24 protein-coding genes and 12 tRNA genes are annotated in these 18,303 nt (G+C 65.8%); all 36 read right to left on the reverse strand.

Features of this window, described 5'->3' with window-relative positions; translation table 11 throughout:
- Positions 1-276 precede the first annotated feature (276 nt).
- A tRNA-Gln gene (locus tag IPK85_02860) sits at positions 277-349 on the reverse strand.
- A 9-nt stretch (positions 350-358) separates the two neighbouring features.
- A tRNA-Gln gene (locus tag IPK85_02865) sits at positions 359-430 on the reverse strand.
- 93 nt (positions 431-523) lie between these two features.
- A tRNA-OTHER gene (locus tag IPK85_02870) sits at positions 524-590 on the reverse strand.
- A gap of 8 nt (positions 591-598) precedes the next feature.
- A tRNA-Ile gene (locus tag IPK85_02875) sits at positions 599-667 on the reverse strand.
- A 113-nt stretch (positions 668-780) separates the two neighbouring features.
- Positions 781-853 (reverse strand) — tRNA-Thr (locus IPK85_02880).
- A 115-nt stretch (positions 854-968) separates the two neighbouring features.
- A tRNA-Gly gene (locus IPK85_02885) sits at positions 969-1,042 on the reverse strand.
- A 142-nt stretch (positions 1,043-1,184) separates the two neighbouring features.
- Positions 1,185-1,255 (reverse strand) — tRNA-Gly (locus tag IPK85_02890).
- A gap of 190 nt (positions 1,256-1,445) precedes the next feature.
- Positions 1,446-1,519: transfer RNA gene (locus IPK85_02895), tRNA-Thr, on the reverse strand.
- Positions 1,520-1,591: 72 nt separating this feature from the next.
- Positions 1,592-1,665 (reverse strand) — tRNA-Arg (locus IPK85_02900).
- Between the two features lie 234 nt (positions 1,666-1,899).
- Positions 1,900-1,973, reverse strand: a tRNA-Ala gene (locus IPK85_02905).
- A gap of 203 nt (positions 1,974-2,176) precedes the next feature.
- Positions 2,177-2,249: transfer RNA gene (locus IPK85_02910), tRNA-Val, on the reverse strand.
- Between the two features lie 108 nt (positions 2,250-2,357).
- A tRNA-Glu gene (locus IPK85_02915) sits at positions 2,358-2,432 on the reverse strand.
- Positions 2,433-2,598: 166 nt separating this feature from the next.
- Positions 2,599-2,940, reverse strand: coding sequence for a hypothetical protein (locus IPK85_02920; protein MBK8246338.1), 342 nt, complete (start codon positions 2,938-2,940; stop codon positions 2,599-2,601).
- A 262-nt stretch (positions 2,941-3,202) separates the two neighbouring features.
- Positions 3,203-3,511, reverse strand: a complete 309-nt coding sequence (locus IPK85_02925; protein MBK8246339.1) for a hypothetical protein — start codon at positions 3,509-3,511, stop codon at positions 3,203-3,205.
- A 647-nt stretch (positions 3,512-4,158) separates the two neighbouring features.
- Positions 4,159-4,518, reverse strand: a complete 360-nt coding sequence (locus IPK85_02930; GenBank protein ID MBK8246340.1) for a hypothetical protein — start codon at positions 4,516-4,518, stop codon at positions 4,159-4,161.
- Between the two features lie 8 nt (positions 4,519-4,526).
- The gene (locus tag IPK85_02935; GenBank protein ID MBK8246341.1) at positions 4,527-4,790 is read right to left on the reverse strand and encodes a hypothetical protein; all 264 of its coding nucleotides are present in this window, start codon (positions 4,788-4,790) and stop codon (positions 4,527-4,529) included.
- Between the two features lie 13 nt (positions 4,791-4,803).
- Positions 4,804-5,238, reverse strand: a complete 435-nt coding sequence (locus tag IPK85_02940; GenBank protein ID MBK8246342.1) for a hypothetical protein — start codon at positions 5,236-5,238, stop codon at positions 4,804-4,806.
- A 22-nt stretch (positions 5,239-5,260) separates the two neighbouring features.
- Positions 5,261-6,397: a hypothetical protein gene (locus tag IPK85_02945; GenBank protein MBK8246343.1), complete on the reverse strand. Its 1,137-nt coding sequence runs from the start codon at positions 6,395-6,397 to the stop codon at positions 5,261-5,263.
- Positions 6,398-6,453: 56 nt separating this feature from the next.
- Positions 6,454-6,885: a hypothetical protein gene (locus tag IPK85_02950; protein ID MBK8246344.1), complete on the reverse strand. Its 432-nt coding sequence runs from the start codon at positions 6,883-6,885 to the stop codon at positions 6,454-6,456.
- A gap of 989 nt (positions 6,886-7,874) precedes the next feature.
- Positions 7,875-8,345: a hypothetical protein gene (locus tag IPK85_02955; protein MBK8246345.1), complete on the reverse strand. Its 471-nt coding sequence runs from the start codon at positions 8,343-8,345 to the stop codon at positions 7,875-7,877.
- Positions 8,346-8,475: 130 nt separating this feature from the next.
- Positions 8,476-8,940 (reverse strand): hypothetical protein, encoded by a 465-nt coding sequence (locus IPK85_02960; GenBank protein MBK8246346.1) that lies wholly within the window; start codon positions 8,938-8,940, stop codon positions 8,476-8,478.
- A 96-nt stretch (positions 8,941-9,036) separates the two neighbouring features.
- Positions 9,037-9,258 carry a hypothetical protein gene (locus IPK85_02965; protein MBK8246347.1) on the reverse strand — a complete coding sequence of 74 codons (222 nt, stop codon included), beginning with the start codon at positions 9,256-9,258 and terminating at the stop codon, positions 9,037-9,039.
- 111 nt (positions 9,259-9,369) lie between these two features.
- Positions 9,370-9,576 (reverse strand): hypothetical protein, encoded by a 207-nt coding sequence (locus tag IPK85_02970; protein MBK8246348.1) that lies wholly within the window; start codon positions 9,574-9,576, stop codon positions 9,370-9,372.
- A gap of 109 nt (positions 9,577-9,685) precedes the next feature.
- A complete protein-coding gene (locus IPK85_02975; protein MBK8246349.1) occupies positions 9,686-9,973 on the reverse strand; it encodes a hypothetical protein in 288 nt (95 codons plus the stop codon).
- Between the two features lie 328 nt (positions 9,974-10,301).
- Positions 10,302-10,622: a hypothetical protein gene (locus IPK85_02980; GenBank protein MBK8246350.1), complete on the reverse strand. Its 321-nt coding sequence runs from the start codon at positions 10,620-10,622 to the stop codon at positions 10,302-10,304.
- Positions 10,623-10,701: 79 nt separating this feature from the next.
- Positions 10,702-10,917 (reverse strand): hypothetical protein, encoded by a 216-nt coding sequence (locus IPK85_02985; protein MBK8246351.1) that lies wholly within the window; start codon positions 10,915-10,917, stop codon positions 10,702-10,704.
- Positions 10,918-11,016: 99 nt separating this feature from the next.
- Complete coding sequence (locus IPK85_02990; protein ID MBK8246352.1) at positions 11,017-11,361, reverse strand: hypothetical protein; 345 nt, start codon at positions 11,359-11,361, stop codon at positions 11,017-11,019.
- A gap of 262 nt (positions 11,362-11,623) precedes the next feature.
- Positions 11,624-11,803 carry a hypothetical protein gene (locus IPK85_02995; GenBank protein ID MBK8246353.1) on the reverse strand — a complete coding sequence of 60 codons (180 nt, stop codon included), beginning with the start codon at positions 11,801-11,803 and terminating at the stop codon, positions 11,624-11,626.
- A 108-nt stretch (positions 11,804-11,911) separates the two neighbouring features.
- Positions 11,912-12,157, reverse strand: coding sequence for a hypothetical protein (locus tag IPK85_03000; protein ID MBK8246354.1), 246 nt, complete (start codon positions 12,155-12,157; stop codon positions 11,912-11,914).
- Positions 12,158-12,235: 78 nt separating this feature from the next.
- Complete coding sequence (locus IPK85_03005; GenBank protein ID MBK8246355.1) at positions 12,236-12,604, reverse strand: hypothetical protein; 369 nt, start codon at positions 12,602-12,604, stop codon at positions 12,236-12,238.
- A gap of 31 nt (positions 12,605-12,635) precedes the next feature.
- Positions 12,636-12,878 carry a hypothetical protein gene (locus tag IPK85_03010; GenBank protein MBK8246356.1) on the reverse strand — a complete coding sequence of 81 codons (243 nt, stop codon included), beginning with the start codon at positions 12,876-12,878 and terminating at the stop codon, positions 12,636-12,638.
- Between the two features lie 401 nt (positions 12,879-13,279).
- The gene (locus tag IPK85_03015) at positions 13,280-13,729 is read right to left on the reverse strand and encodes a hypothetical protein (protein ID MBK8246357.1); all 450 of its coding nucleotides are present in this window, start codon (positions 13,727-13,729) and stop codon (positions 13,280-13,282) included.
- Positions 13,730-14,985: 1,256 nt separating this feature from the next.
- Positions 14,986-15,894, reverse strand: coding sequence for a hypothetical protein (locus IPK85_03020; protein ID MBK8246358.1), 909 nt, complete (start codon positions 15,892-15,894; stop codon positions 14,986-14,988).
- A 148-nt stretch (positions 15,895-16,042) separates the two neighbouring features.
- A complete protein-coding gene (locus tag IPK85_03025) occupies positions 16,043-17,038 on the reverse strand; it encodes a hypothetical protein (GenBank protein MBK8246359.1) in 996 nt (331 codons plus the stop codon).
- A gap of 558 nt (positions 17,039-17,596) precedes the next feature.
- Positions 17,597-17,812, reverse strand: a complete 216-nt coding sequence (locus IPK85_03030) for a hypothetical protein (GenBank protein ID MBK8246360.1) — start codon at positions 17,810-17,812, stop codon at positions 17,597-17,599.
- A gap of 59 nt (positions 17,813-17,871) precedes the next feature.
- Positions 17,872-18,204: a hypothetical protein gene (locus IPK85_03035; protein MBK8246361.1), complete on the reverse strand. Its 333-nt coding sequence runs from the start codon at positions 18,202-18,204 to the stop codon at positions 17,872-17,874.
- Positions 18,205-18,303: the final 99 nt, after the last annotated feature.

The following is an 18,303-nucleotide window of genomic DNA, read 5'->3' on the forward strand; positions in this document are numbered from 1 at the left end:
GTCATCCCACACGAGATGAAAGGTGAGTAAGTCTTAGAAATCTGAAACGAACCCTCACCCTCAAGCAGCCCGGCCGCCCAGAACAAATCCTCTTGCTTCACGGCTACTCGTACCCGTTGGATACCCGCGAGGGTGGAGGAGAGGATTGCAGCCCTCTCTCTGTCAGGCGTGTCCCTTACGCCTTGATGACCACCACCGCACGCGGGGTTTTCAGAGCCGGTGGCGACGTCAGGACCGCTGCAACGGAGCGAACGACGCCGGGGACGACCGGTCTAGCACTCCTGGCTGGATTCGAACCAACACCTCCGAGTACCAAAAACTCGTGGGCTACCAATTACCCCACAGGAGTAGAAACGCGCTGATCCGCCAGGATTCGAACCTGAACTAAGAGGGTCAGAACCTCTCGTGCTGCCGGTTACACTACAGATCAATGATGCCGGGCGCCTAGTCCGGCGATTGTGAGCCTCCGTCCTGATTGCTCCGTCAGGAGAGACTCACGGCAAGGTCCCTGTCGGGAAACCAGCACGGGCGGAAGGGATCGAACCTTCGTTAGAGGTTTTGGAGACCTCCACCTAGCCACTAGCGCCCATATGAGCCGTTACGTTGCCGGGATTTGAACCCGAACCTCCGCTGATTAGGCGTGCTCTTCCCATTAAGCTACACCGTAACGGCCGTGCGCGACAGTCATACCCGCTGGGCCCATAGATATCGCGGGCAAATCGCCCGGGGCTGATCAGGCGCCCGAACCGGCGGTCATAGGAAGCGCCACCGCTGTCACAGAGCCTCAAGAGAGAATCGAACTCTCGACCTTCTCCTTACCAAGGAGACGCTCGTACCACTGAGCTATAGAGGCATGAAGGACGGTCCACACCAGGACTGCCATCCCGATGTCTCGCTCGGGATCGAGGTGGCAGCCCCTCTCCCTCACCGCACGTCCGGGTTAAGGGCCCGCAACTGCGCCTATCCAGAGCGGCTGATGAGATTCGAACTCACGACCTACACGTTGGCAACGTGTCGCTCTAACCAACTGAGCTACAACCGCATAGCGACCGTTCCACTACAGTTGTCCTTGTACGCGATGGCAGGAACGGACAACCGAGCCCGCGCACAAAGCATAGACCTTCTCTGGTTTTATAGCCTATGCGGACACTTCCATCCCAAAGGATAGCCAGACGTGCCCCACGAGCCTCAGGTCGGAATCGAACCGACTCTCTCAGTTTGGAAGACTGGTATGCGACCACTACATCACTGAGGCAGACACTCCGCGTATATGTAATCCCCCGTCGAGGACCCTCCCAAGCCTAGGCAGTTCGCGACCTGACTAGGCAACATTCTCCAACTCGGGCCCGCAGAGCAGAGCCCGGGAGGGAAGGTACCCGGCTTATCGGACCGGATGTGGCGGCCTTGCTTCGAGACCCCGCAGCTGCGTATCACAGCCATTCGCGAGCCCCCGGCAGGAATCGAACCTGCACCCTGCTGCTTACAAGGCAGCTGCTCAGCCAGTACGAGCTACAGAGGCATACAACCCAATTGCGCAGCACCGGGAGGGTCAGAACCGGATCCAAACACCCGCGCGCGGGTGGACTGCAAGTGCCGCTGAGAGGATTCGAACCTCCGACTTCCTCCTCCGGAGGGAGGCGCTCTATTCCCCTGAGCTACAGCGGCATAACGGTGAGGGGGCGGGGAGGATTTGCTTCCTCCAGGGGGACGGCAAGAGTTGCGAATGTACGTCCCCTACCGATGGTTTTGTCACCAGCCGTTTCTCCGGGTGACTAGCCCGGGTCCACGCCGCGCAGCGTGAGTATCTCGACCCCATCGTGCGTTAGGTCCCAGCCTTGCGTAGACCTTGTTCCGCCACCACCACAACCACGACGCAGCTAACGTCGTGGCCCTCACACGTGGACCTACTCGGATTCGAACCGAGAACCCCCTGTTTGCAAAACAGGCGCTCTTCCAATTGGAGCTACAGGCCCAGAGATTGAGTTATCAAGATGTGGCTGCAAGCAGCGGCTTCGTCGTCTCCGACTTGGCGGCCGTCAGCACTTTGTGGAGCTATTATACCCGGTCTAGCTGGGCTTCGTACAAGTGTCTTCGTCGAACTTCCGGGGCGCTTCTGATCCTTCGTTGGCGCCCGAGGCGCCTGGATCGGCCCGTTTGAAGTTCTCCGTCAACACCGTAGGGGCGGAGGGGATCGAACCCCCGACCTGACGCGTGTGAAGCGCCTGCTCGTTCCGCTGAGCTACACCCCTATTCGGAGGAGTCGGGCCCTTACCGGTGGGAGTCACCCCGCCCGGGATCGGGCCCTATCCTCCTGGTCGACCTGTCCACGTGACTAGCGCGACCGTAGTCGACCAACGTAGTTCCGACGGGATTCGAACCCGCAGTCTCCTCCTTGAGAGGGAGGCGAGATGACCAGATTACTCCACGGAACCATGTGGTGTTCAGTTGTGGGGCCTCGCTGCCTGACAGGTACAACCATAGCTCAGCAGGTCCAGCGAGTCAAGCGGTCCAGCTAAGATTTTTCGTTGTCATCGTTGGGCGTGTAGCCCGACACCATGTTGTACCCGACCTTAGCCCAGCCCCACCACCGATTTTCAGCTAGGCCACTGCCTCCTCGGCCCGGTCCAACGTCTCGATCCAGGCCACCAGAACAGCCGCGCACTGCACCAGCTCACGACGCAGAGGAGCCGGGTCAACCTCGTCGGCCGCCTCCCCCACCTCCTCGGCCAGGATCTTCAGCCAGGTGTCGCCCGCGCCGTCCTCCAGCCCGGAGGACTGGCACAGCTCCTTCAGCAACCGCGCCACACGGGCCGCCTCCGGACCACCCGTACCGCTCGGGTGCAGCTGCACACCCCACTTACCCAGCTGGAACAGCCGCTCATCAGCGACATCGCGGAGGACCGCGGCGCGAGAGTCATCAGCAACATGCAGATACGCCATGCAACGTCCTACCCGTGAAATGGGGGAAGGACCGCCGCTCCCCCGAGACGGCGGTCCTTCCCATGAAACCGTCTGACCCCGCTCCCCAGCGGGCCAGACAGCACGTTCTACCCCCCACAACAAGAGACGCCCGAGGGAGGCTCAGGTGGCTCAGTGTGACGTAGGTCACGTACGCCCTCGCGGGCGAAGCGCCTCTATACGTCGACGGAGACCGCCTCAGCGTTACCGGGTTCCGAGGAACACGTTGCAGCAGTCCTACCCGTCACCCAGCGCGCCGCGACATGACCGGCTGACCGCGCCCGGCAAGCTCCTGATAGGCCCTCTGTACGGGATGCGGGATCCGCGCCGTGCCCGGCGGGGGCGCAGGGGCGCGCCGGGCGGCCTTCTGACGCTTCTCCTGCAGGACCTTCTGCTCATCCCAAGGGACGAACCGGTGATCCAGCACGAACGCCCGGATCTCATCGCAAGTCTCGCAAATCCCATCCCCGCACATGCCGGGGATGCGCTTCAGCTCTGCGAACACCGCATAGCAGAAGGCACACGGGCCCGGGATCTTCTCAATCTCATACATACAACTCGCCTCGATCCGCGCAGTCTTCGTGGACAGTCTCGCCGACATCATCCGGATGCTCACGAATTACAACGACCATGTCGCCCAACTCGATGCGACCACCGCAGGGATCACATGAACCGAGGTACTGCGCAGGCGACGGAGACGAGACCACTCGGCCCACTCCACCGTACGGACCAGCGCCTGACCGGCCGGTGCAAATCGCGCACCACGCCGGATTCAGTTCGTGACGGCACTCCTCGTACACCACACTCGATGGATTCGAACGAGATCAGAGCGCCAGAGAACCGTCACGCTCAGGTCGTACCCCCGCTACGCGCTGAAGGGGACCTGCGAGCCGTCTCTTCAGCGCGCATCCACCCACGCTCGTCGAGCCACGACTTCAGCGTCAGAACCGCGAAGACCAACGATGCGGGGAACGGCAGCCCACACGCGATAGCCGCGTAAGCCCACAAGTGGTGACGCTCTCCTGTAAACAACAGAGCGACCAAGATGATCCAGATATTGACCATCCCGAAAGACAACAAGATCCGAAACCACGCATCGATACCGTCCGCCGTCGAACGGAGCGACCTCTCAGGTCCCAGACTCTTCATAACAACTGTCTTACCCCAAAAGAGAGAACACTAGTAATTACAACGGTGTAATTAAAAGGTAATCTCTTCCGAGGTGGAAAGACTCTTCTCCCGCTCCTCCAGCGCGCACAGCCGCCGCACGGTCCGGGCGAAGCACAGCAGCAGCACAACGATCGCCGGTCCAGACACCACGCCCGCCAAATCCGCGAGGATCCCCGGCAGGTAGTTGCCCGGACCGTACAGCAGGGACCAGAGCACCAGGAGCAGGCTCACGAACACCTGCACGATCCGGAACTTGGCGTGCTGCAGGGGCGACACCGACTCCGGAGGAGTACGCCGCAACGACCACACGAGCAGCCACAGCAAGGGGCCAGCACCGGCCACCCACAGCGGGACCTGGAACCACAGGCTATCCACGAAATCGAGGCTCATGTCTTGTACTACCCGACAACCCGGACGCTATCGCCCGATCGCTCCAGGGTGAAAGACACGACGACAGACCCCTCACCATCCCCCTGGATGCGAATGACGTCGTCCGGAACATCCTTGTCGATCGGGTAGAGGTCCAGATCCCACAGCATCTGATGAGCCGCCCGGATGGCCTTCATCGCCTCAGCCCACGCCACCCCGCCCGGCACGCCGTACGTCGGGATCACCCACTCATGCCGCTCGACCGTCACAACCCGGTGTTCGTAACTCGCCACCCTCGCTCCCCTCTCAGACCTGACGTCCAAGAGGAACATGCCAGCGCAGCTCCAGCTTCTCCAAACCAAGTCGATCCGACGAGCGGCCGAAGATCCGACACCGATCGCAGCGCCACACACCCGGATCGACCTCCCGGACCTGCGGCTCCCGCTCGAACTCGCCGCACTCCGAGCACTGATGCCAGTAGATACCCCGACCAGTACCGCCGCACATCGAACACGACCACCAGCCGCTCTCGTCATCCTCCTCCGGCGCCTCGTACACCTCCCCACGCCCGACACACCCGGCGCAGAACCCAGCCGCCTGCTCCAGCATCGACGCCGCATGCAACAACGACAGACCCTCGCGGTACTGCGGACCGACCCGATCCTCATCGCCCTCGCGCATCAGCAACGTCGCCTGACTCCGCCACGCAGTAATCAGGTGGAACAGCGCCCGGTCCGTCACACGCGGACCGGGCGCCACCTCCTCACTTGGCACGCTTCGAGCCCTTCCGCCAGCGCGCATAGAGCCGACCACTCTGGATCGTCGACTCGAACTCCCCGGCCGGACGGAACGCGGTGTTCATCCCCCGAATCGCAGACGCCAGATTCCCGCGGCCCGCCTGGTTCCGATCCGAGACCTCCACCTCGACCCACGCACCGTCATAGGACCGGATCGCCGTCGCGAACTCCGACCACTGCGGCCACGGCTCACCGAACGGACGACCAGCCCGCTCCACCACCGGCTCCGGCGGATCGATCACCGCGACCGCCGTCGTCGGAGCCTTCAACGCAGCCCGACGCGATGCCTCGCTCATCCCCTTGTACGGCCGCCCACGACTATCCGTGCGCGCCCGAGCCGCAGGCGCCGCGACCAGCTTCTCCGCAGAGATCGTCTGCTCCGACCCGACCAGCTCCTCGACCGACGACCACGCCGGAGCAGGATCCACCGGCACCGACTCATCCGACGCCTGCTTGACCGCCAGCGCGAACAACCGCACCTCGTTACCCCGCTGCACCAGACGCGCCTCGAACGACCCGGGCGGGCGATACGCCTTCCCCGACCCCGTGATCTTCTGCGCCAGCCAGTACACCTGCGTCTTGGTCATCCCCTCGACCCGGACCTCGACCCACTCACCGCCGTAGTCCCGACGCAGCATCTCGGCGAAATCCAGATCCGGCTGCGACACCGTCCCCGGCTTGTTCCACTTCGCCGGAGCATCGACCGACGCCACCACCTCCGCCGGAGGCTCATCAGCCAGGAACACCGCGAACAGCGCCGACTTCAACCGGCTCGGCCACTCCTCGACATCAGAGTCCCCGCGCCCCGCCGACCACGGCACCGGCCCCACCGGAAGATCCTCCGCCTCGCCGTTCTTAGCAGAGCCGTAGATCTCCCGAAGCTCCGCCAACACCGACTCGCTCCGCGACGCCGCCGGAACCACCTCCTCACCCGGCACCAGCCGCTCGGGAAACACGATCCCCACCGGCGCGGAAGCGCCCCGCGCCTTCCACCCCGACGCCCACCACGCCAGAGAATCCGCCAGCACCCGATCCTCCGCCGAACCCTCCCCACGCTCCAGCCGATCCAGGAACTCCCGAACCACCTCGGACACACCACTCACCGGGACAACCACCAATCTGTCAGATCAGGAACTCGCGGAAAAACCGAAAAAATCACCTAATCCGAAATCGCCACCCTCGCAAACAACCGACCACCCCGCACCGCCGCCTCGAACTCACCCGGCGCAAACCCCCGCACCGAACCGTGAATCTTCGAAACCCAGTTGTGCAGGAACGACGGCCCCACCTCACCCGGCGCGACCAACTGCACCCACTCCCCACGAGCACCGCGAATCGACAACGCGATCCCCCGGTACTCCTCGAACATCACCGCGTCAGCCCGGCGCCCGGGAGCAGGCAGCTGCACGATCAGCGACGCCCGCTTCGGAGGCTCCGCCCGGCGACGCGGCGGAGCCGCGCAGACCGGAGAGTCGAACAGCGGAGCCAGCAGGACAGAGAGAGCCTGCTCCTCAGGCGTCGCCGAGCCATCCTCCACGCGCCACGACAAGAGCATGTACGCCTGCTTCAGCAGGTCCGTGTCGGGTTCCATGGCGCCGTCCTACCCGACCTCACCGAAGTCGCCAACACGACAGACGGCACGCGCCATTACGGGGGAGCAGCGGTTAGAAGCCAGAGATCCAAGAGCAAGAGAGCAGAGATCCAGGAGTCAGGGGGCCGAGAGTCGGGAGCCGGGGGGCAAGGGGGCCTGAGTCTGTCAGATTGCTATCTGGTGGAAATTGTAAAAAATTTCCCTCCTACGGTGGCGGCCCCGCGAGAGGCCCAGAGCACTAGTGGTTTTCCGGATCCGGGCCCAGCGGCACGGGGAGGAGCACGCGGCAGGCACGCGCGCACCACACGGCAGGGCACAGGGGAGGAGCGCGCGGCAGGCACGCCGTCCCACACGGGCACGCACACGGCAGGGCACAGCACCACGCACAGGGGCGCGCACGCGCGTAGGAATCGTCAGGCACACGCACGCACACAGGGATGAGAACGGCGCACGCACAGGGGCGCACGCACGGCAGGGCACAGCACCACGCACGGCAGGGCACAGCACCACGCACGGCAGGGCACAGGGGCAGGAATCGTGCGCAACGCACGGGCACGCACAGGGGCACGCGCACGGGCACGCGCACGGGCACGCGCACGGGCACGCGCACGGGCACGCACAGGGGTGTGATTCGCCCCACACACGCCCCCCGTACGGGCAGGGGCACGCACACACAGGGGCACACACAGGGGCACACACAGGGGCACACACACGCCCCCGTACGGGCAGGGGCGCACACAGGGGCACACACAGGGGCACACACAGGGGCACACACAGGGGCACACACAGGGGCGCACACAGGGGCGCAGGAACAGGCCCCCGTACAGAGGCCCCCGTACAGAGGCCCCCTGCAGGGGAGGGCCCGAATAAAGGCCCCCGAATAAAGGCCCCCTTTCGGGGGCGCAGAAAAAGGGCCCTAAAAAAAGGCGCAAAAAAAGGCGCAAAAAAAGGGCCCTCCCAGAGGGAAGGCCCTTTTTCAGAAACGCGATTCAGGAGGAGGACGCCCGCCACGCCCACAGGGGCGACCGGCGCTGGGCAGCGGCGATATCGGCGGAGGTGGGAGCACCCGCACGGCGAGGCTTCGGGGCCCGGAACCGGGGACCAGGGGAGGCACCCGGACGGACCTGGTGGCGAGGCTCCCACCCCACGGGGGAGGCATTCAGCGGGAAGTCGTCAGCCGGAGCAGGGGCAGCCGGAGCAGGGGCAGCCGGAGCAGGGGCAGCAACCGCGTCCGTAGCGGCCACCAGGGCGTCGGGGGAGGCCAGGAACGCACGCCCCCGGAAGGCCAGGCCGAACAGAGCCGGACCCCCATCGCAGGGGCGCACCACCCGCACGGTGACCTCGGAGCCCCGGCACAGGGTGACCTCCGAGCCCCCACCCACGGGGCGCACCCGCAGGGGCGAGGTGAGGGGCAGGGACACCGGGGTGGAGCGGACCTCGTAGCCAGCGAGCGCGTTCATGGGGGACCTCCAGGTGGGGCGGTTTTTCGCTTGCAGAGCAAGCATAGCACGCAGAGGCAAGCACGGGCAAGCCGGGGAGCGTGATCCGCACCACACCCCCCGGCAGGGGCCCGATCAGGCAGGGGCCCGATCAGGCAGCCGCACCCCAGACCAGCTCCTCGGCCCCACCCGGCAGGACCGCGTAGACCGCGACCGGAGCGCCGAACTCGTCCGAGCATTCCCGCCGCGCGGCCAGGGGCGAGGCAGCCGCGACCAGGACCGACTCGTCATCGCCCGATTCGAGATCGACGACCACGACCCGGAAGGGGAAGTCCTCGTGCGCGACCCGGACCGACGCGGCACCGGCGGGGATCCGGGGATCCGGAGCGGCAGGGGCGGCCGGAGCCGGGGCGAGCAGAGTCGCAGCGACCGGGCGGATCGGGATGACCGGGGCGATCCGCACCGGGACGACATCGGCAGCCGGGACAACCGCCCGGTCGTCGACGAACGCCCACGCGGCACCCGATCCGGCCAGCAGCGGGAGCGAGGGAGCAGCAACGACGCGACGGCGAGCCGGGGCGCGGAAGCCGCGACGGGTGCGGGTCGAGGTGAGCATCTTGGACCTCCAGGAGGAGCGGGGCTTTTTCGCTTGCAGAGCAAGCAAAAGCAAGCGGAGCCGATGTGATCCGCGCCACACCGGCCCCGCGAGCGATCAGAACGGGCCGGAGCCGACCGGGCCCGGGACGACCCGCGGGTCATCCGAGGGGCCCGCACCGAACGGGGAGAACGGCACCAGCGGGAGGTCATCGGAAGCCCACACCGAGCAACCGGGGGCGCATTCGACCCCAGCGGGAGCGCCGCAGTCATCGCAGGCGGCAGCACCGGAGAAATCGACCACGGGGAGTTCGAGAGCGGCGACGGGGAGAGCAGACATTTCGGGCTCCAGGGGGGAGGAGGGATTTTCGCTTGCAAAGCAAGCATAGCAACCGCAGCAAGCAAAAGCAAGCGGCCCCGGTGTGACGTGAACCACACCGGGGCCGAGCGATCAATCCGCGGCGACGCCGACCAGCGCGTCGGCCGGGATGGGTGCGGAAACCCGCAGCGAGCCGACCACGACGACGAACGGCACCCCGTGCACCGAGCCGGAAGGCCACACGTGCGAGACCACGCCGACCTCGGGGCGATCGGAGAGCACCACGCCAGCGGGCAGGGATTCGGCGCGGACCCAACGGGCGGCAGGCAGAGCGGACATCGTGGACCTCCAGGGAAGCGAACCAACCAACAGCGCAAGCATAGCATGCGCAGCAAGCAAACGCAAGCGGCCCCCACCCGCGAGGGGCAGGGGCCGCGAGCCGGGGCGCCTAGCCCCAGGGGAGACCGCGCTTCTCGGCGCACACCGGGCCGTAGCCGACCTCCACCGACCGGCCCGCCTTGTCGTCGGTCAGCAACCGCGAGCAGAACACGCACCGGCCGACCACGCGCCCGATCCGACCCACCAGCTCGGCCGGAGCCGGAGCACCACCGGCGAGCACGCGGGAGGCCAGGCCCCGGTACTGCCAGACCAGATCCGCACCATCCCGGATCGGGGAGACCAGCTCGTGGGCGAACAGCCGATCCGAGTGCCGCGCGGGGGTGACCTTGTAGAGCACCTCGCCCAGATCTCGCCAGCAGCGGGGAGCCGAGCCGGAGCAGGGGCCGGAGCCTCAACCACCGGGGCCGGGACGAACTCGCGAACCGAAGTCACGACCGGAGCGGTGATCGCCACCGGGCCCTTGCAGACCCGGACGACCTCGATGGGGTGGCGGACCTGCACCCGGTCCCGACCGAACCCGTGGGAGCAGCGACCGCAGACGACGTCAGACATTTGGACCTCCAGGAGGAGCGGGGCTTTTTCGCTTGCAGAGCAAGCATAGCAACCGCGGCAAGCAAAAGCAAGCACGGGGGGTGTGACGTGAGCCACACCCCCCGCGGGAGCGATCAGACCAGCTGCAGGTCGACCAGCTGCTGGTACGCGCGCCCCGACACATCGATCTGGCCGAGGTCGTGCAGCACCGCGAGCGTGTCGAACAGGCCCGGGGTGACCACCGCGCACCGGCCCTCGCGAGCGCAGTCGATGATCATCTCGACCAGGTCCTCGTCGAAACCCAGCTCGTCGCCGAGATCGAACAGCCGAGCCTTGGCGACCCGGGCCGAGCCGATACCGGGCTCGTCCTCCATCGCCAGGAGAACGTCCAGGCCGAGCGAGAACAGCTGGGCCTTCGCCTCGTCGATGGGCAGGTAGATCGAGTAGCGCGACATTGTGGACCTCCAGGAAGGGAACCGAACTAACCAACAACACAAGACTAGCACGCGGAGCAAGCAAAGTCAAGCGGGAGGATCACTCCCAGGGGAACCGGAAGACCGCACCCTCGGCGCGCAGCGCGACCAGCACGTGGATCACGCGCGTCTCGTCGTCGCCACGCACCGAGCCCAGCTCGGCGAGCGCGACCCGCGCAGCCTCCGCCACCGCCGAGCCGTAGTGCCAGCAGCCGCGCGAGTGCAGCCCACCGCCGCCGACGCAGACCCCGCCGCCCTGAATCGCCCGACCGCACATCTCAACCTCCGAGGATCCGAACCAACACACAGAGCATAGCACGCGAAGCAAGCAAAGTCAAGCGGGGCCCCATCCCGAGGGACAGGACCCGCGAGCCGATCAGGCCGCCCAGAGCGGACGGCCGTCGTCATCGAGCAGCACGACCACCCGCAGACCCCACGCGGAGTCCGACAGGCCGAACCCGACGGAGCCGTTCGCCGACTCGATGGCCAGGTGCTGGTCCCGGACCTCGAACAGCATCTGAGCCAGCCGGGCGACCGCCTCGTGACCAGCGCGCCGGACCTTGCGGTCGTCGACCGGCAGGAAGACCTCGGCCGACGCCTCCCCGACCCGGACCACTACCGGAGCAGCGAACAGCGCCGCGACCGGCGAAGGCAGCACGAGCGAATCGCGCGCACCGTTGACGGAGAAGAAGACCAGCTCGGCGGCGTTGACGATGATCACGGGGACCTCCAGGTTGAAAGCTGCGAACCGAGTGGCAGGCGAGGGGGTCGAACCCTCGTGCGGGCTATCATCCGCAAGGAAACCGTCGTGTTGTCCCTGCCTCGACCTTGCACAGCAAGCATAGCACGCACAGCAAGCAAAAGCAAGCGGCCCCCGCCGGAGCAGGGGCCGCGAGCCGATCAGAACAGGGGAGCCGCCTGGGCGAGCAAGCCCAGCAGATAGACCACCAGAGCCGAACCGAGAACCACCGCCGTCGTGCGCATCAGGCGCAGCTCCTGACCCGCAGGACCGGAGCGTGCCCGTGCCGCATGACCACCCGGACGTCGGCGAAGGGGAGCACCTCCCGCAGCTCGTCGGCAGCCGCCTCGGCCTGCGCCCGCTTCGCGGGGATCGGGCCGGTGCACTCGACCTTGATGTTGTGGACCTGAACCTTGTTCCTCATCGTGTTCGCCATGACACAACAGTAGCACGCGGAGCCAGCAGAGTCAAGCGGAGCCAGCAAAGCAAGAGGGCCCCCACCCGGATGGGCAGGGGCCACAAGCGCGAGGGACTACTCCTCACCGCAGAATGGCAAGTGCAACATCATCGCCTTGTCGAGCGCACGCGTCGGAGTGAACCGCTTGAAGGTCGTCAAGTCGATCTCCAGGTAGCCGATCACCTTCTCCTTGCACTGCGGGCAGTTCACGTACACCTCCAGCGACCCGGGGCGGTCCTGGTAGTGCCCGTACTTCCGCGCCGCGCGGGCGACCACGAGCATGTCCTTCTTGGTGACTGCCTTGGCTCCGGTGTTCGTCATGACACTACAGTAGCACGCTGGTCCAGCAAAGTCAAGCGGCCCCCACCCGGATGAGGGCAGGGGCCGCACGCGCGACGGTCAGACGGCCTTGCACGGCTCGTAGCCCTCGGCGCCCACCGTCGGACACAACGGCTCGCCGTCCGGGTGCGAGAACGTGTTGTGCAGGTACCGCCCGTGGCAGGCGGTCGGGCGCTGCTCGATCACGCGTCCGCCGCACTCCTCGCACACCCACGCGGGCAGGCGCAGGTCGTCCAGCGACGCGTAGGTCGGCATGCCCTCGAAGTCGACCAGGGCGTACGGCCGACTGTTGCGGACCGTCATCGCCTCGACCGTGACCCGAGTCCACGGCTCGCACGACGGCAGGTCGGCGGTGTGGAAGTACGCGTCGAAGGGAGCCTCCCAGTCGGGGCCGGGCTTCATGCTGAAGTCGATCGAGGTGTTCGTCATGTCACTACACTACCACCCTTAGCAAGCATTGTCAAGCGGCCAGCTCGAAGCCGAGCGACACGTAGATCTCATCAGCCACGGCCTGGAAGTCGAACGACCGCCCGGACGACCTGGCCGTCACACCACGCGCATGCGCGCGATGGCACGACAGACAGATCCGATGAGGCAAGCGCGATGGCACCAGGTTGGACTCGACCAACAGATGTCCCCAAGGGCACGTCGTCTTGCTCGCATTCCCGCGAGGGCCGCGATTGATGTTGACCCGCTGGGTCACAGCCTCCAGGTGATCGAACCGAGCACACGCGCGATGCGGACACGTCGGACCACCCGCGCAGGGATAGTCGGCGAACGAATGGCAGAGATGATCGGGGACATACCCTGCGGGCAGAGGTCCACCGATCGTCTCGAACACCAGCCGATGCACTAGCCACACACGGCCGTTGAACTTCACGTTGCCGTAGCCAGTGCGCTGACCGATAGCGCCAGTCCAGACCCCACAAGCGGACTCGTATCCCAGATCCCGTGGCTCCAGCCGAGCGAGTACAGAGTCAAAGGATGTCATACAACAGATACTAACACTTGAAGATAGTGCTGTCCGCTCATGTGATCCCCTCCTGAAGACGGGGTCTCCTACCCGGCCGCGCCTCGCGACGCGCCGAGCAGGAGCCTCCAAGATCAGCGAGCGACGTCGCCCACGTGGTACTCGTGCGCGTCCCAGTCCTCGGGGTCGAGGATCGGCTCATGCGCCTTGCCGTCCGGGCACGACGCAGACCCACCACGGTCGGTGGAGAGCATGCCGATGTCATCGAGCGCGACCTCGACATCCAGACCGCACAGACGGCACGCGGTCTGACGCACGGTCGGGACCTCTGGCTGCAGCTCCTCGTCGTAGTCGCGCCCGGACGCGGCCAGGGTGTCGAGCCACTCCAGCCCGACCCGAGCGATCTCGATGCCGTCGGTGTCGTCGCGGTGATCCTTGATCACGACGAACGACTCGGTGTAGCGGGAGAGCTGCCACGCGCCATCGATGGCGGACGCGATGTCGGCAGCGATCCCGCCGTAGCCACGCGGGTCGGTCTCAGGAGCGAAGGTGAAAGCGAAGGCGTGCGGTTCGGTGTTCGTCATGACACAAGACTAGCACGCAGAGCCAGCAGAGTCAAGCGAGGAATTGAAGTCAACGACGAGACTGGTAGTGACAAATCGCAAGTACAAGATCACTGACACCAGCTCTGACCAGCAACTTCCCAGATCATGGGAAGTACAACAGGTCAACATCCCCAACAAGTACGCGGGTCGTTAGCACCGGACAACGACCCGCGTACTTCTTGCCCAAAGTGAGAGGCAAAATCGGTCAACATCTTCGAGATTCGCCGCGAGTTAAGCGCCACGGCGACGATTAACTCGTGAGTTCGTGCACAAAGTCGTCAACCCGGGACGGACAGACTACTTCCGTCGTCGAGGGGCGAGCGCCGCGTGGACGATGCCGACCACCACGGACACGGAGAAGAACGAACCGATGAGGAATGCTCCAAGAGGATGCGTCACAGTAAAGACAGTAGCAAGCTAGGCCAGCAAAGTCAAGCGCCGGACCCCTGAGGAGCCCGGCACCGACGGAAACGCACAGGTCAGCCGGTCTTTGACCGGGTCGTCTTGGTCGAGGACTTGGTGGCAGCCTTCGCGCGCCCGGCCTTCGCAGCAGCGGCAGCCGCATCGGCCTCCCGCTTCAGACGCGCAGCGTTGGCCGAGTCCTGCCTGTCCGCCGACCCCGTACCGAGCCCACCACGCTGCACGGTCGGAGAACCCGCAGGCAGCGGAGGAGTCGTCACCGGACCGGCCGTCTTACGGGCCTGAGCGGCCTGTGTGGACGCAGCAGCGCGCACCCGGGCCGAACCCACCGTCGGCTCCCGTACGACCAGCACAGACGGCGTCCGGGGCGGAGAGGCAGGCTTCACCACGTACACGACCGACGGGGAGTGCCCACGGCGATGCGAGCGGTGATAGCCCCAGTCAGGATCAGAGTCCAGCTCCTCGCCGACGTCAGGCACATCCGCCCACGACGGAGCGCTGACCAGCGCGAACCCACGAGGCAAGGCTCCCTGAGCACACACCTCATCGGAATAACGCACCATATCCCGGTCGAAGAGATCCTCCACGTCGTCAGGGATCTCCGGACCCGCGCAATACACGACAGGCTGCGCAGAAGCGCCACCGCACGCGGTGATCAGAGCCAGAACGCGAGAAACTACTGTGGTGTCCGCCATGAGGTAACACTACCCAGCAAAGTCCAGCGCGAGCAAGCACGATGCAGAAACGTCAGACGAGATCGGGGAAAGTGCGAGGAGCTGCGCACGCCTGCGAGGTATCCCCAGGTCACGAGCAGGTCAGTCCGTCGCAACCCAGCCCACGAGCACCGCCAGCGGGATCGTCCACCACCCAATCAACGACCACAACCACATCACAAACGCACCCACCGCGATCACACACCCCAGGACCACAGCGATCGCCAACACACCCGCGACAACCTGCAACCCACGACGCAGTCCGGCACGAGCCAGAACCTGACCCGCCTGCCTCAACCCACGACAACCACACCCCGTGACCCGACACAGCGTCGGACCAACCTCCGTCGTCAGAGCCACGACCAAAGCCACCGGATACAGAGCGACCATCACCGGCAGAAGCCACGGCCTCGGCCGTGGTGGAGGCGCTGGCTCACGAACACCCTCATCCAGCGCAAACTCGATCTCCGCCAGGCGCCTGACGGCGACGTCGTCAAAGCCCGGAAGGTCAGCGACAGCAAACAGTGGAGGGACCAGCCGATCCTCCGGAGTGCAGTCCGCGCACATCCCACACGGCCGATCGACGAGAGACAGAGAGCTACAACCGAACTCACTGATCCGCTTGAGCTGCTCCTCCGAATGGACAGGCAGCAAGGTGCGCGCAGCCTCCACCGCACCCTCGTCCGGCTCCTCGCCCAGCTCGCGAAGACGCTCGATCACCGGCTCCAGCTCGGCGCGCGCCGCCTCGACCTCCTCCAGATACGCCCGACGCCGCTCCGCGCGCGCCGCCTCGACCGACGCCCAAGTCGACGCAGCCGTCGCCTCCAGATTCCCCACCCACTCCTCGAACGGCTCCGGCTCATCCGGACCGATATACGACGTCGAGATCGAACCCGGAGCGATCGTCATCATCTCGACCGCCTGCCGCGAACACGCCTCGCACGACGTCCCCACCGGCACCGCATGCGAGAACACCGCGCCGCACCCAAAACACACCGTGGCGCTCGTCATGACCCAGTTCTACCCGACCCACTCATCAGCACCAACCCGTCGACCGATCCAGCTCCCGCATGAAACGCGACAGGGCCACGGCGATCGGCACACCAACCACCGTGGCCCCGACGACCACTCCCAGAGCAAACAACCTCACACAGGAGTCCTACCCCTGCACCTGACCACCCAGGAACACCCGCGCCGCATCCACCCGAGGCTTCTGGATGAAATCGCCCCGGAAGACCACCGCCAGGTCCGACACCTCGTCAGCATCACCGTCATAGCGCGCCGCCTTGAGCACCCGCGCCGTCGCCAGCGCACGCTGCCGAGCAGCCGCCAACACCATCGGCGCCGACAGACCCGACAGGTCCTCCGCCGACACCGTGATCGGCCGAACAGCCTCGTCCAGCTGCGCATGCGCCGTCAGCAGCTCAGCCGCCAGCGCCTCCTTCTGCCGCAACACCTGATCCACCGCCGCAGCAGCCTCACGCTCGGCCTCGTCGAGGATCGCATCACGCTCCTGCGCCGCAGCCAGCAACCGCCGAGCCTGCACGGACACCGTGTCCTGCAGCTCGGCGATGCGCGCCTCCAACCGCGACACCGTCTCCGGATCAGCCTGACCCTCCACCGCAGCCCGACCGACGATCTCGCGCACCGTCGCCAGATCGTCATCCAGACCCGGATCACGCGACTTGCCACCAGCGAAGATCTGCACCTGCGCGACATCGGCCGAGACCTCACGGAACGACCGGCCAGCCGCCATCGACGCCTCCACCGCCTGCACCTGCGGCGGCATCGGAGCCGGATCGGTCAGCACCTCCTCGATCGACACCGGAGCAACAGCCAGCATCTGCTCGTCGATCTGCGCCGCCGACGGACGCGCACCCTCGTGCCCGACCAGCCAGTCGAACCACGCGACACCGCGAGGGGTGAACGACTGCTCAGCCCACGCGCGCGGCGATATCACGCCGAGCCCCGAGACCTCCTCGTACGCCACCTTGATCCGCCGACCCTCGCGCTGCGCGTCGACCAGCGTGTCGAGCAGCCGACCGCCATGACCGTTGACGAACTGATTCTCCGGACGGGTGACCGGCTGCCTACACCCACAGCGGCAGAGCCCGCTCTCCCACGTGATGCGAACCGGATCGAGGGACGACGTCATGAGGCAGCTCCTGCACAGCTAGATGGACCTTGATCTTTTGGCCGCCAGGCCGGAACACCGCCCTGCGACCACGCTCGTGTCCTGGTCTGAGGTGATACCCGACGACGACCCCGCGCATGATTACCACGCCCCGGACGCTCGGCCATCCAGCGCAGGAACACCTGAGCATCCCAGAGCCGCTCGCCTGAGCAGGACCGATGGGTCTCCACCGGGGGAGGCGCAGCACGGCGAGACACCCACGCGCGCCACGTCGACGGCTGGACACCGAGCAGAGCACAGACCTCACTCGTCGACAGCAGACCACCGTCCGGAACCACTCAGAGGTCTTCGACAAAAAGCAGCGGCACGCTGCCACACTCGAGTATCAAGTCATCGACGAAACAGCCCTGGCCACACCACCGAATCGGGGCCTGGCCAGGGGAAACTCACTCGAACTCACCGCGCTGCAGGCGGTCCAGCGCGAAGATCATCGTGCTGTTCAGACCGTAGTAGAAGTGCAGAGCCTGAACGAACGACATGCCCGGCATGAAGAAACCTGTCATACCAGACAGTACCCAATCACACCGGGTGGACCCACGACTCGGGGTACGACCCGAGGTCGTAGGGCATGCCCGGCCGGAACGAGGGGCGCACCTGCACCCACACCGTGCCCGGACGCTCGCCCACGTAGTCGGGCGCAGGGATCCGGACCACCGACTCCAGCTGGTCACCGTAGACCGAAGCGAAGATGTCGACGCCAGTCTCGGGGTTGATCACTCGCACGCTGTTCGTCATGCCACTACAGTAGCAAGCGAGGCCAGCTCTGTCAAGCTGGCCTCGCCGAAGTGGATGAATCAGCCGCGCTCGTTGATGCGGTCGTAGGCGCCGAGCAGCGCCAGACCCACCGGGATGATGCCGACCCGGTCACGCGTCTCGACCGACACCAGGCCGTACTCACGCGTGGTCTGAGCGTCGTACTCGATCTTGAGGTCGGCCAGCCGGTCCTCGATGTGCGGCTGGAGGACACCCATCACGATCCAGAACTCGCGAGGAGTCACCAGCAGGTTGAACTCGAAACCCTCCTCGCTGGACGAAGTCTGAAACGGAGCGAACGCAGTGTGCGCTTCGAGCGCGTCCAGGAACGCAGAGGTCGAGGTGATGGATGCGAAGTCCTTGGTGTTCGTCATGCCACTACAGTAGCAAGCGAGGCCAGCTCTGTCAAGCTGGCCTCGCCTGGTCAATCCGCCCACTCCGGACAGTCGCACGGGAGCGGACCATCGAAGTCA

It is taken from the genome of Gemmatimonadota bacterium (genome assembly GCA_016712265.1).
Lineage (GTDB): Bacteria > Gemmatimonadota > Gemmatimonadetes > Gemmatimonadales > Gemmatimonadaceae > RBC101.